The organism is Desulfovibrio sp. DV (assembly GCF_001936595.1).
GTDB lineage: Bacteria > Desulfobacterota > Desulfovibrionia > Desulfovibrionales > Desulfovibrionaceae > Solidesulfovibrio.
Genome location: NZ_MLBG01000138.1, coordinates 1 through 12489 on the forward strand (window position 1 = coordinate 1; position 12489 = coordinate 12489).

11 protein-coding genes and 2 pseudogenes are annotated in these 12489 nt (G+C 67.6%); 10 read left to right on the top strand and 3 right to left on the bottom strand.

All coding sequences use genetic code 11. The features are described from left to right. Together DVDV_RS20030 and DVDV_RS20035 are read left to right on the top strand one after the other, a co-directional pair. On the top strand, positions 1-575 hold a 575-nt coding region (locus tag DVDV_RS20030; protein ID WP_139311687.1), incomplete at its 5' end, for an HD-GYP domain-containing protein. A gap of 32 nt (positions 576-607) precedes the next feature. After that, positions 608-1783, top strand: a complete 1176-nt coding sequence (locus DVDV_RS20035) for a hybrid sensor histidine kinase/response regulator (protein ID WP_075356354.1) — start codon at positions 608-610, stop codon at positions 1781-1783. Between the two features lie 181 nt (positions 1784-1964). Here DVDV_RS20035 and DVDV_RS20040 read toward each other — a convergent pair whose 3' ends face one another. Beyond that, positions 1965-2804 (bottom strand): hypothetical protein, encoded by an 840-nt coding sequence (locus DVDV_RS20040; protein ID WP_075356355.1) that lies wholly within the window; start codon positions 2802-2804, stop codon positions 1965-1967. A 136-nt stretch (positions 2805-2940) separates the two neighbouring features. On the opposite strand from DVDV_RS20040, the pseudogene DVDV_RS20045 reads away from it, so the two are divergent. The 5 genes and pseudogenes from DVDV_RS20045 to DVDV_RS20060 form a co-directional block, all read left to right on the top strand. Then, positions 2941-4251, top strand: a pseudogene (locus DVDV_RS20045) (aldehyde ferredoxin oxidoreductase N-terminal domain-containing protein); the annotation flags it as partial. A gap of 13 nt (positions 4252-4264) precedes the next feature. Further along, positions 4265-4645 carry an aldehyde ferredoxin oxidoreductase C-terminal domain-containing protein gene (locus DVDV_RS23625; protein WP_254845463.1) on the top strand — a complete coding sequence of 127 codons (381 nt, stop codon included), beginning with the start codon at positions 4265-4267 and terminating at the stop codon, positions 4643-4645. Between the two features lie 620 nt (positions 4646-5265). After that, positions 5266-5832 (top strand): annotated as a pseudogene (locus tag DVDV_RS23630) (class II aldolase/adducin family protein); the annotation flags it as partial. 13 nt (positions 5833-5845) lie between these two features. Then, positions 5846-6562: a glycosyltransferase family 2 protein gene (locus DVDV_RS20055; RefSeq protein WP_075356357.1), complete on the top strand. Its 717-nt coding sequence runs from the start codon at positions 5846-5848 to the stop codon at positions 6560-6562. 4 nt (positions 6563-6566) lie between these two features. Continuing rightward, a complete protein-coding gene (locus DVDV_RS20060; RefSeq protein WP_075356358.1) occupies positions 6567-6941 on the top strand; it encodes a gamma-glutamylcyclotransferase in 375 nt (124 codons plus the stop codon). Here the strand turns inward: DVDV_RS20060 and DVDV_RS22870 are convergent. Then, positions 6928-7095: a hypothetical protein gene (locus tag DVDV_RS22870; protein WP_175577139.1), complete on the bottom strand. Its 168-nt coding sequence runs from the start codon at positions 7093-7095 to the stop codon at positions 6928-6930. The genes DVDV_RS20060 and DVDV_RS22870 overlap by 14 nt on opposite strands. 124 nt (positions 7096-7219) lie before the next feature. Between DVDV_RS22870 and DVDV_RS20065 the strand changes: the two genes are divergently transcribed. The 3 genes from DVDV_RS20065 (at position 7220) to DVDV_RS20075 (ending at position 11923) form a co-directional block, all read left to right on the top strand. Continuing rightward, positions 7220-8707, top strand: a complete 1488-nt coding sequence (locus DVDV_RS20065; RefSeq protein WP_254845461.1) for a DUF1800 domain-containing protein — start codon at positions 7220-7222, stop codon at positions 8705-8707. Positions 8708-8747: 40 nt separating this feature from the next. After that, positions 8748-10025, top strand: coding sequence for a DUF1501 domain-containing protein (locus DVDV_RS20070; RefSeq protein ID WP_075356361.1), 1278 nt, complete (start codon positions 8748-8750; stop codon positions 10023-10025). Positions 10026-10294: 269 nt separating this feature from the next. Next, the gene (locus DVDV_RS20075) at positions 10295-11923 is read left to right on the top strand and encodes a diguanylate cyclase (RefSeq protein WP_254845462.1); all 1629 of its coding nucleotides are present in this window, start codon (positions 10295-10297) and stop codon (positions 11921-11923) included. A gap of 248 nt (positions 11924-12171) precedes the next feature. Here the strand turns inward: DVDV_RS20075 and DVDV_RS22535 are convergent, their stop codons facing one another. Continuing rightward, positions 12172-12453, bottom strand: a complete 282-nt coding sequence (locus tag DVDV_RS22535) for a hypothetical protein (RefSeq protein ID WP_139311688.1) — start codon at positions 12451-12453, stop codon at positions 12172-12174. Positions 12454-12489: the final 36 nt, after the last annotated feature.

Below are 12489 nucleotides of genomic sequence, written 5' to 3' on the forward strand. Positions count from 1 at the left end.
TCCACCGGCTGGCGGCGGCAGCGGAATTCAAAGACGAGGAAACCGCCGACCACATCCAGCGCATGAGCCGCTACTGCGCCTTGCTCGCCGCCCGGCTGGGCCTGCCCGAGGCCGAGGTGGACCTGATCCTGCAAGCCAGCCCCATGCATGACATCGGCAAGATCGGCATTCCCGACAGCATCCTGCTCAAGCCCGCCAAGCTCACCCCGCAGGAGTGGGAAGTCATGAAGCGCCACACCATCTACGGCGCCCGCATTCTTGGCGAATCCAATTTCGAGCTGTTGCGGGTGGGCGAAATCATCGCCATGTCCCATCACGAAAAATGGGACGGATCAGGCTATCCCAAGGGGCTGGTTGGCGAGGACATCCCGCTGTATGGCCGCATCTGCGCCGTGGCCGACGTGTTCGACGCCCTGACCAGCCGACGGCCCTACAAAGAGCCTTTCAGCAACGAAAAGTCCTTGGATATCATGCGGGCCGGCCGGGGAAGCCATTTCGAGCCGCGCATTCTGGACGTCTTTTTCAATGATTTCGACCGGGTTCAGGAAATCCAACGGGAATTTATCGAGGGCTAGGGGCATCCCCCCTGTTGCCGCAACCGCCATATATGACGCCGCTGTCCAGTCCTCCCTCGGTCCTCATCGTTGACGATGTGCCGGCCAACATCCGGGTGCTGGCCGAGTGCCTGCGCGACAGCTACACGATTCATGTGGCCACCGGCGGGGCCGATGCCCTGGCCCTGGCCCGCCGGGTGGAACCGGATCTCATCCTGCTCGACGTGGTCATGCCCGACATCGACGGCTATGACGTCTGCCGCCGGCTCAAGGCCGAGGCCGCAACCGCCGGCATCCCCGTCATTTTCGTCACCGCCAACCATGCCCCGGAAGACGAGGCCCATGGCCTGTCGCTCGGGGCGGTGGACTATATCGCAAAGCCGGCCAGTCCGGCCGTGGTGCGGGCGCGGGTGAAAAACCACCTGGAATTGCAGGCCGCCCGGCAGGCCCTGGCCCGGCAAAACGAGGAACTGCTCGAAGCGGCCAAGCTGCGCGAGGACGTGGACCGCATCATGCGCCACGACCTCAAGGCTCCGCTGACCGGCATCATTGGCCTGCCCCAGATTATTCTCGACGACGGCGGCCTGACCGACTCCCAGGCCATGTTTTTGCGGTTGATTGAGGAGAACGGCTACAAGATGCTGTCCATGATCAACCTGTCCCTCGATCTGTTTAAAATCGAACGGGGAACCTATCGCCTCAGTCCCGAGCCGGTGGATCTGGTCGCCATGGTGCGGCGGCTTTTTATGGAATTTTCCGTCCTGGCCGGGCCGAGAGGCCTGGCCCGCCGCCTGACCATCGACGGACGCGAGGCCGGCGGCAGCGATACCGTGTATCTCTGCGGCGAACGGCTGTTACTCTACACCATGCTGGCCAACTGCGTGAAAAACGCCCTGGAAGCCTCGCCCGAGGGCGGGGTGGTGGTGGTGGATCTGCACCCCGGGGAACCGACCGGGGTGCGGGTGCAAAACGCCGGTGTCGTGCCGCCGGGGATGCGGGAACGGTTTTTCGAGAAGTACGCCACCGAAGGCAAGATGGGCGGCACAGGCCTCGGTGCGTATTCCACCCGGCTCATAGCCGAGACCCACGGCGGCACGGTCCGCATGGACACCAGCGACGAAACCGGACAGACGACGATTTTTCTGAGCCTGCCCCAGGGCGACCTGCGCACTGGCGCAGACCGCAATTCCGGGGCGGCGCACGTGGCCTGCGGCAGCGGCCAGGCGTAGAGGGGGACGGCGGGAAGAGGGAGAATGCCTCCGGCGGCCGGGGGATGATCCCCCCGGACCCCTCACCGGGAGAAGTTTGGGAAGGGGTTTTGGGCGTCAGGCTGGCAATCCGGTCGGCAACGGGCCGGGACAGCCGGAGCATACGCCCTGGCCGGAACCCCCGGCGCGCCGGCCGGCCCGGTCAGACCGAGAGGCTTACGACCGACCCCTTGGGCAGATCGGTTTCCTGGCCAAGGGGCAGGGTGCCCAGGTCTCCTGTGCCGAAGTTCTCGGTCAGGTAGGCGTCGGCCGCGGCAATGGCCTTGCCCAGTCCCTCGCGGGTGGAGCCGGCCTGGATGAAATCGGTGTCCAGGATGTCGGCAATCGTCTGGGCCGCATCCTGGCCATATTGCTTGGCCACATGGGCCAGGGTGGAGGCCACCACGCCCTGGGCCTGCTTGATGGCGCTGCCTGTTCCGCTTGAGCCGTCCGAGGCGTAGAATTCCTCCAGATGCCCGTTCTGGTAGAAATCGTTTATCGCGCTATTGAGCGACCCGTTGAATGTGGCCATGGCCGCGTCGCCGGCGGCCACACCGAAATTGCGGTCAATGAATTTGAGCGCCGAAACCAGGGCGTCGCCCAGGGCGTCCTCGCCGCCGGCCCCATCCCCCACGCCCTTGATGACAATGCCCATGACGGCCGTGGCCGCGGCGTCGCCGTGGCTTTGGCGCACCGATTCCACAGCGTCGGCCAGCGAGTTCTGCAGGTCGCCGGCCGCGCCGAAATTGACCCCGGTCCCGGCGTTGCTGGCCGTGGCCGGCGTCTCGGCCAGACTGATCCGGCGCATGATTTCCGAGGCAAACACGTCCGAGGTGGTGCCGGGGGCTGTGGTCTTGACGGTTGTCTTGGCCTCGCCGTTGCCAAAGGTCAGGGAGGTGTGTCCCGAGGTCGGAGCCGCAGCCTCATCCGCTGTCTGGCCCGTGGTGTGCCCGGACAGGGTGAGCAGGCTGGAAATGCCGTTTGTGGATGGCGTAATCTGCATGGCCGGACCTCGTCTTTGCGTAGTGGCGCACACTCCTTATCGGCCTTTCGGGCCGGGGCTTTAGGGGGGGACTTGGTTGCCACGAAGCGGGCCGTCTGCTAGGTCGCAACCGGGAAACGCCTCCACGGGACATGTCATGGACCAGCCGACCGGCGACATCATTTTTCTTGACCTGACCACAGGAACCGTCCGCCGGGAGGCGCCGGCCGCCGGCCTTCTTCGCCTGAACGGCGGCGGCCGCAGTCTGGCCGCAGCCTTTTTCGCCGCGTCCGGGCCAGCGCCGTGGGATGATCCCGCCGCCTGTCTGTGCCTGTTCCCCGGTGCGCTGGCGGGCTACGGCCTGCCCGGTGCCACCTTTGCCTCCCTGGTCGGGCCAAACCCCCACACCGGCGGGATGCTGGCCGCGGCTGTGCCCGGAGGGCTTGGCCAGGGCCTGGCCCGGTGCGGCGTGGCCGGTCTGGTGCTGACCGGCCGGGCGGCTTCGCCCGTGGTCCTGGCTATTGACGGGCAGGGGGTGCGCCTGGTCGCGGCCGCTACACTGGCCGGGCAGGGCCTGGTTGCGGTTTCGGCCGCCCTGGCTCCCTGGCACGGACTCCTGGCGGTCGGGCCGGCCGCGCGGGCCGGCTCGCGGCTGGCCATTGCCCTGGCCGACGGCCTGCATCCGGTTGGCCGGGGCGGCTGCGGCCTGCTTTTGGCCGCCAAAAATCTCGTGGCCGTCACGGTGGCCGAGGGGCCGGGACCGGTCCCGGACCCGGTCCATGGGGCCGCCATGGCCGCGGCCCGGGCGGCCATGGAGCGTCTTGTTGCCGCCTCGCCGGCCCTGTCCGGCCCGTGCGGCTTTGGCCGCTTCGGCACGGCCGCGCTCCTGGACCTGACCGCCGGCCGGCGGATGCTCCCCACCCGCAATTTCCGCCAGACCTTTTTCCCTGAGGCCGCGGCTGTCTCGGCCCCGCGTCTTTTTGCCGCATTCACTCCCCGGGCGGCCGGCTGTCCCGGCTGTCCCGTGCCCTGCCGCCGGGTGGCGGACACCGGGGCCCTCTTGCCGGACGGCGACGCCCTGTCCCATTTTACCGCCCTGCTCGGGCTGGCTGACGGCCGGTTGGCTGTGGCCGCCAATACCGCCTGCCTCAATCTCGGCCTTGATCCGCCGGGCGCGGCCGCCGTCCTGGCCGGCCGGGCCGAAGCCGCCGGCCGCGACCCCGTCCCGGACGAGGTGCTGGCCGCCGTCGCCGCCCTGGCCCGGGATCAGGCGGCCCTGCCCGTCTTGGGTGTCAAAGGCGTGGCCCTGCCGGCCTTTGATCCGCGCGGGGCTTGCGGGCTGGCCCTGTCCCTGGCCGTTGGGCCGGCCGGACCGGACGCCTGGGGCGGGCTGTGTCTGGCCCATGAGCTGCTGCGAAAGCCCGTGGCCACGGACCGGTTCACCTTTGCCGGCAAGGCCCGGGCGGTCTGTCTGGGCGAAAATGCCGTGGCAGCGGCCGCCTCCCTTGGCGGCTGTCCGCTTTTTACCCTGGCGGTCGGCCTGGAGGAGTGGGGGGCTCGCGGTCTCGGCCGCAACCGGAACCGCTGTTGCCGCCGGCGAACTGGCCAGGCGTGGCGAGCGGGCGGTCTTCCGGGAGCGGCAACTCAACGCCCGGGCCGGGCTTGGCGCCGCTGCCGACGATCTGCCCGAACGCTTTTTCACCGAACCGGGTTCGAGCGGCGAGGGCATCGACGTGCCGCCGCTGTCCCGGCCGGCCTTTCTGGCTGCCAGGGCCGGGTATTACCGGCTGCGCGGCGCAACCGAAGACGGCCGGCCAAGCCCGGAGCGGGCCGACAATCTGGAGTTGGCGTGGCTGGAATGAACCGACAGACGGCCAGGGATCTGGCCCGGCAGTGGGCCGACCGGCTGGCCCGGGCCGGGCTGTGCGCCCCGGACGCGGCTGTGGTGGCCTGCCTGGACGACGGGCTCGTCTTTTCCCGGTCTTCGCCCTGGGCCGGGCTGCTGGCCGGCCTGATCGACCGCCTGGGGGTCGGCTGCGTCATCCTGGCCCCGCCGGCCGAGCCGCACCGCACCATCCTCGATTGGCTGGCCGCCCGGGAAGCCCCGGCCATAAAGCCCCGGGACTGCGAGACCCGCACCTTTTTCCACGACATCCCGGTGGTGGGCGAACCGACCGTGGCCGCCGCGGCCGAGGCCCTGGCCCGGCGAAAGGGGGCCTACCTCCCCGGCGTCGGCATCCTGGCCCACGGGGCGCTCTCGCCCGAACAGGCCTTTATCACCGTGTCGTCGGTGGCCTTTGCCGGTTTCGTCAAGTTTTTCGCCGACCATCTGGCCGCTGCCCGGGCCGGGACCCTTGATGCCGCGGCCTGGGCCGCCTTTGATACGGCCGTGGCCCATCTGCCGCCGCCGCCGGCCACTGTGCCGCAACTGGCCAGGGGGCCGTTTCGCGACCGGGAAACGGTCCTGGCCGCCATGATCGAGGCCGGCCGGGCCACGGTGGAACTGGGGCTGGTCGATTCGGTCTTCGGCAATATTTCCTATAATCTTGATGGCGTGCTGGCCATCAGCCAGACCGGTGCGGCCCTGGACGAACTGGCCGGCGGCATTGATTGCGTGCCCCTGGACGGCTCGTCCTGCGCCGGGCTTACGGCCTCCAGCGAACTGGCCGCCCACGCCGCCCTGGCGGGCCTGGACCGCCGCCGGGCCATCCTCCACGGCCATCCCCGTTTTGCCGTGGTCATGTCCATGGATTGCGAGGCGACCGGCTGCGCCCAGCGCGACGCCTGCCACATCGCCTGCCCCCGGGAACGGTTCGTGGGCGATGTGCCCATTGTGCCGGGCGAAGTGGGCTGCGGTCCCCGGGGCCTCGTCCACACCATGCCTCCGGCCCTGGCCGCCGGCGGCGGCCGGCGCGGGGTCATCGTCTGCGGCCATGGCGTCTTCACCATGGGCGAGGACGACTTCGGCCCGGCGCTCACCGCCCTGTGCGCCATTGAAACTTCCTGCCGAAGCCGGTATTTCCAGGCGCTTGGCAAATCCCCCCTCTGATATGGAGCCCTGCATGCAAGCCCCCGATAGCGGTCCCACCATGACCGTCAGCGTCGTCATTCCGGTCTACAACGAGGTCAAAACCCTGCCGGTGCTTCTGGACCTGGTCCTGGCCCGCCCGGAAGCCACCGAGATCATTCTGGTTGACGACGCCTCCACCGACGGCAGCGGCGAGTATCTGCGCACCCTGGCCGGCGCTCCCCGCATCCGGGTGCTGTTCCATGCCAAAAACCAGGGCAAGGGCGCGGCGCTGCGCACCGGATTTGCCGCTGCCGGCTGCGACATCGTGCTCATTCAGGACGCGGATCTGGAATACGATCCCGAGGACTATCCGGTCCTGCTCCAGCCCATCCGCAGCGGCAAGGCCGACGTGGTCTACGGCTCCCGGTTTCTCGGCGGTCCGCACCGGGTGCTCTATTTCTGGCATTCCGTGGCCAACCGGATGCTGACGCTGCTGTCGAACATGTTTAACGACATCAATTTGTCGGACATGGAAGTCTGCTACAAGGTCTTTCGCCGCGAGGTGCTGCAAAAAATCCGTATCCAAAGCGACCGGTTCGGCGTGGAGCCGGAGCTGACCGCCAAGGTGGCCCGGCTTCGGGCGCGCATCTACGAGGTGCCGGTGTCGTATTACGGCCGCACCTACGAGGACGGCAAAAAGATCGGCTGGCGCGACGGGCTGGCCGCCTTGTGGTGGATCGTGCGGTTTGGTGTGCTGCACCGGGGCTAGCGCCATGGTTTGGGACGTGTTCGTCTATGGCACGCTGCGCCGGGGCTTTTGCAACCACGGCTGGCTGGGCGGAGCCGAATTTTGCGGCACGGCCCGAACAGTTGACGCCTGCTGCCTGTACCTGGAAGCGGGCATCCCCTATCTGGCGGCTGACGAGGCCCGCTATCCGGTGGTTGGCGAGGTGTACCGGGTGACGGACGCCCGGACGTTGGCCGGCCTGGACGACCTGGAAGAGCATCCCCATGTCTATGAGCGCCGCCAGACGGCCGTTGTCATGGACGCCGGCGGCGAAACACGCACGGCCTGGGTCTATTTCGCCCGCCGCACACCCGGCGTTGCCGCGGCGACGGGCGATTTCGCCGCGCTCAGTAGGACTTGAAAATCCAGGCGTAAAACACGTAGATCCAGCCCAGGATGCCGTGGATGATGGCCCAGGCAATGGACTTGTTAAGCGCAAACGATACGGACATGGCCAGGGCCGAGCCGAAGCCCACGCCGTATTTGATGATGGTCTGATTGGCATAGACGGCCATTTTCGCCTCCTTGTGGTTGCCCCCGGCCTAGCATGGATTTGTCCCGGACGCATCTGCCTGCCGCTCCCGCCGCGCAATTGACATTTGCCCACCGGCCGCGCACATTGCCCAAATGGCCGGCATCGTGCAGTTTCACCGCGCTTTTGCGCGCCTTGCCGCAGGCATCCTGCCGGGTGTCCTGCTTTTTTGCGGTCTGGCCTGTGTCCCGGCCCGGGCCGGGGATTCCCGGCCGGACCCCAGAATCGTCCAGGCCGTCAACCGCCTGACCTACGGCCCCGGCCCGGGGACGCTTAAGCAGGTGGAAGACATGGGCCTTGACGCCTTTATCGAGTCCCAGCTCATCCCGGAAAAATTGGCCGAGCCGCCGAAGCTCGAAGAAGCCCTGGCCGCGCTGCCCTCGCTGCAGATGGACACCGTGCGCCTTTTCCGGGAATACGGCCCGCCGGCCGAAGCCGGGCGGGAGGCCGGGCCCGAGGCCATGCGCCGCACCTTTGACCGGGCCGACGTGGTGGCCCTGGAAGCGGCCAAGGCCCGCCTGTTGCGGGCCATTGCCTCGCCGCGCCAGTTAAGCGAACTGATGACCGCCTTTTGGTGCGAGCACTTCAGCCTGGGAGCGAAAAAAGGGCTGGCCCACCTGTGGGTCGGCTCGTTTGAACGCGAGGCCATCCGGCCCTACGCCATGGGCAAATTTCTCGACCTGCTGGCGGCCACGGCCATGCATCCGGCCATGCTGATCGCCCGGGAGAACTGGAAAAACGTGGTCCACCGCGACGCCGGCAAGGCCGAGCGCGAAGCCCTTGAACCGACCTATGCCGCGCTGCTCCTGGCCCATCACACCCTGGGTCCCGGCGGTCCCCAGAAACCGGCCGACACCCTGGCCCTGGCCCGCATCCTCACCGGCTGGCGCGTGGGCGCGGCCCGGGCCGATTCCGACACCGGCGGCTTTTATTTTGACGTGGAGCTGCACGATCCCTCGGACAAGGTGCTGCTTGGCCAGACGGTCAAGGGCACGGGCCTTGGCGAGGGCGCAGCCGCCCTTCGCATCCTGGCCGAGCATCCGGCCACGGCCCGCAACCTCTGCCGCAAGCTGGCGGTCTATTTCCTCACCGACGATCCGCCGGCCCCGCTGGTGGCCCGCATGGCCGAGACCTTTGGCCGGACCGGCGGCGAGATCCGCGAGGTCTTGCGCACGCTTTTTACCAGCGAGGAGTTTTTCGACGCCAAATACCGGGGCGGGCGGATCAAATCACCGCTGCGCCAGGTGGTCTCGGCCGTGCGGGCCATGGGCCTGGAACCCACTGACGCCGCCGCCCTGGCCGGGGCGTTGGCGGGCCTGGGGCAGCCGCTTTTTGCCGCCGACGGGCCCGAGGGCTACCCCATGGCCTCGGCCCAGTGGCAAAAGCCCGAGGCCATGCCGCGCCGGGTGAGCTTTGCCGGAGACCTCGCCGCCGGGCGTCTGGCCGGGCTGGGGCCGGCGGCCACGGTGACGGCCCAGGCCCTGGCCGGGGCGCTTGGCCCGAACCTGTCCCCGGCCGTGGAGCAGGCGGCGGCCAAGGCCGGAAACGACGGGGCCGGCGTCATTTTGGCCTCGCCGGATTTCTTGCGCTACTGATCGGGCTGAACCGGGAACGCGGATGAGTCGGGGGGATACGGTGCGACGAAGAGACGTGCTTGGATGGCTGGCCGCACTCGGTGCGCTTGGCCTTGTGCCGGGGCCGGCCCTGGCCCGCAAGGCCGGCCGGTCCTCGGGCGAGGGCAAGGGCGAGGCCGGCGGCCAGGGCCGGGAGGCGGCCAAGGCTCCCTGGCGCACCGGCAGGCAACTTGTGGTGGTGCTGCTCCAGGGCGGCCCGGACGGCCTGTCCGTGGCCGCGCCAGTGGCCGACCCGCTCTATGCCTTTTTGCGCCCGACCACGGCCCTGCCGGCCGATTGCGGCGGCCTTGATCTTGGCCGCGGCTTTATGCTCCATCCGGCCCTGTCCGCCCTGGCCCCGCTTTTTGCCAGCAAGCAGCTGGCCCTTGTCCCGGCCTGCGCCCTGCCCGGCCAGGGGACCAGCCATGGCCCGGCCCTGGCCCAGTTCGCGGCCGGAACCCCGGCCGCCCAGGCCCGGCGGACGGCTGCCGGCTGGTTGGGCCGCCTGGCCCTGGCCCTGGCCGGGGAACGCTCCCAGATGCTGGTGGCCAGCCAGTCCGAGGCCTACGACGGCGCGCCGCACTATACCATGATGGCTCCGGGCCGGGGCGAATCCCTGCCCGGCCTGCCGGTGGAGGATCAAACGCTTTTTGCCGCGGCCGGCCGGCTCTACGGCGAGACCGGCGGGGCGCTCGGCAAGGCCTTTGCCACCGGGCGCGAGGATCGCCAGGAAGCCCTGGCCAAGCTGCTCGAAGAGTCGCGCCGGGCAGCCGGCGGAGCCATCCCGGCCCCGCATTTTGCCGCATTCGGCCAACGCTTTGGCCGGGAACTGGCCAAGCGCCGGGACGCGGCCCTGGGATTCGTCTCGGTCGGCGGGTTTGACACCCACAGCGGCCAGGGCGCGGCCAAGGGCTATCTGGCCGATAGGCTGCGCGAAACCGGCCAGGGCTTGGCCGGAATGCTGGCCGGCCTTGGTTCGGCGGCCGAGGACACGGTCATCGTGGCCCTGGGGGAATTTGGCCGCAGCGCCCGGGAGAACACCTTTGGCGGCACGGACAACGGCCTGGGCGGGGTGGCGCTGGTCCTTGGCGGGCCGGTGGCTGGCGGGCGGATGTATGGCGAGTGGCCGGGTCTGGCCGGGCACCGGCTGGCCGAGGGCCGGGACGTGGCTGTGGCGACGGATTGGCGCGACGTGGTTGCGCCCATTGCCGTGCGCCATCTGGGCCTGCCGGAGAAAAAGCTCGGTGATGTATTTCCGGGTTTTACGCCTGCTTCTTCGCCGCCGGCCATCGTTGGTTGATTTTATCTGTTGGAATCAGAGCAACTATTGCCACATGAAGTAATTGTTGCACGAGGCGGTCTTGCTCGAGGGGCTGTCCTCCTGTATCCTGCAACCATGATCTTTCGTGGTGCGTCCCCGAAGCAAAACGGCTGCAAGCCTCCGGCCAGGTTTATTGCTGCTGTTGTCCTGGCCTTTTTTTGTTTGTCCTGGCCGGGCCTGCCCTTTCCTGGGGATTGCCCCGCAAGAATGTGTTGCTCCTGCATAATCTCAATCAGGACCACCCGGCCGTGGCCCAATTTGACCACGGTCTGATCGACACCTTGCGAACGGGCACGCAATTCGACGTCCGCATCTCTGCCGAATATCTCAATGTGACCAGTTTTGAAGATGTGCCGTCGTATGCGTCGGATACGGCGCGCTATCTGGCGATGAAGTATGCGTCCTGGCGACCGGACGCCATTTTTGTGGATCGGGCCGTTACCAGCCTTTACAGCCAGTATCTGCGGGAAACCTTCCGGGGTGTTCCCTGTTTTATCGCCCAGGATCGGGGTGGGGAAGGCGTTGTCGCCGGAGCGGATTTCAAGACGATTTCCTGGACAACAGCCACGTCGGATATTGAAAAAAACCTTGAATTGATTCTCAGGCTGCGCCCCGGGACGAAGTCGGTGCTGGTGGTTCTCGGCGCATCCGAGGAAGAACGGCGGTTGGCCAAAGAAATCACCAAAGCTGCTGCCCGCTATGCCGACCGGATTGCCTGCGTGCCCACTTCCGGCCTGTCCCATGCGGCGCTCATGGAACAGGTTGCTGCTGTCCCGGCTGAGCAGGCCATCCTGTACATCCGTTTTGCCCTGGACAGCGACGGGGTTTCCCATGTGCCGGCCCAGGTGGTCCGGGATATTGTCGGGCGCACCGCTGCGCCGGTGTTTGTGGTGGCCCAGCACCTCATCGGCGAGGGAGTGGTCGGCGGCTATGCCGCGAGCTTCGAATTGTTCGGCCGGCGCACGGCGCTTTGGATCCTCGACGCCCTGGACGGCCGGGAGCCGTCCGGGGAAGCGCTTGCCGCCTCCATCAACGCCTATGTCTTCGACCAGCGCGCCCTGCGCCGGTTCGGCATCCGCGAATTCGTCCTGCCCGCCGGCAGCACCCTTCTTTTCCAGGATAACAGCCTCTGGGGTCAGTACAAATTGTATATTATAAGCGGCGTTGTCCTCTTGATCGCCGAGACGTTTCTCGTCCTTGGCCTGGTGGCCAACCGGATGCGGCGTCGGCGGGCCGAGGCCGCCCTGGTGGCGCTCAACGCCACCCTGGAGGCCCGGGTGCTGGAACGCACCCGGGAACTCCATGAAGCCAACGAGCACCTCCATGACGCCAAAGAGGAACTCGAAGCCCTCAATCGCAACCTTGACCAGTTGTCGCGGACAGACAGCCTGACCGGTCTGGCCAACCGCCGCCATGCGGAGGAAACCCTTGAGGAGGCGTTGCTCCGGTTTTGCCGCTACGGGGCCGGGCAGGGGTTTGCCGTGGCCATGGTCGATATCGATCTCTTCAAGCGGGTCAATGATGAGTATGGCCATGAAGCCGGGGATGACCTGTTGCGGGGGATCGCCCGGGTCATGACGCACGGGGTGCGGGAATGCGATCTGGTGTCGCGCTGGGGCGGCGAGGAGTTCTTGCTGCTGCTGCCCGGAACCGATCCGGCCGGGGCCGGCCGGTTGCTTGAGCGGATCCGGGAAACCGTCGGGGCAACGCTTTTTGCCTGCGGGGCGGGAGCGAAGTCCGTCACCGTGTCAGCCACGCTGACCATAGGCGCGTCGGGTGTTGCGCCGGGCGATACCCTGGAGGACGTCATCCGGCGGGCCGACGCGGCCCTCTACCGCGGCAAGGAACAGGGACGCAACCGGGTGGTCGTGGGGTAGGTCGGCCGTTTGGCGGGCTACGGCCGACTGGTGTCTTTGGCGGGCGTACGGTCCCTTGGCACTGGTGGGGGAGGCCGGCCTGTCGGGCCGTGGTGCGGCCTTGGGCAGTGGACGCCGGGACGGGACGGGGCGAAACCGGAGCGCCGAAGTCCTTTTATGGCTTGGGGTCCGTGTCAGGAGGCCGGCGGGTTCGCGTCCGCCATTGGCCGTAGCTTGTGCGATCCGTCCGTTTGCGTGGGGTTGGCGTTTCACGCATCCGGTTGTCTCGCCGCGTCCCGTCCCGGCATCGCCTGAAAAAAAGTGGCGCGGAGGGGCTGTTGCCGACTTCCCATGCCGGGGAGAATCGTGTATATATTGCTGTTGCCCTTTCTCTTGCGCCTTTTTTCACATAAGCCGGCCAAAGGCAAGCCGACCCGGAATTGCAACCCGTTGGAATTGTACAGGCGGGGAATTTTTTTCGGGCGGCCGTATTTTTTTGTGGCGTTGCCCGTCCCGGCCGGGCTGCGAGCCAGAGCTGATAACCCACTCATATTTTTTTTCCAGCAAGGGGGTCCGGGGGGGATTTA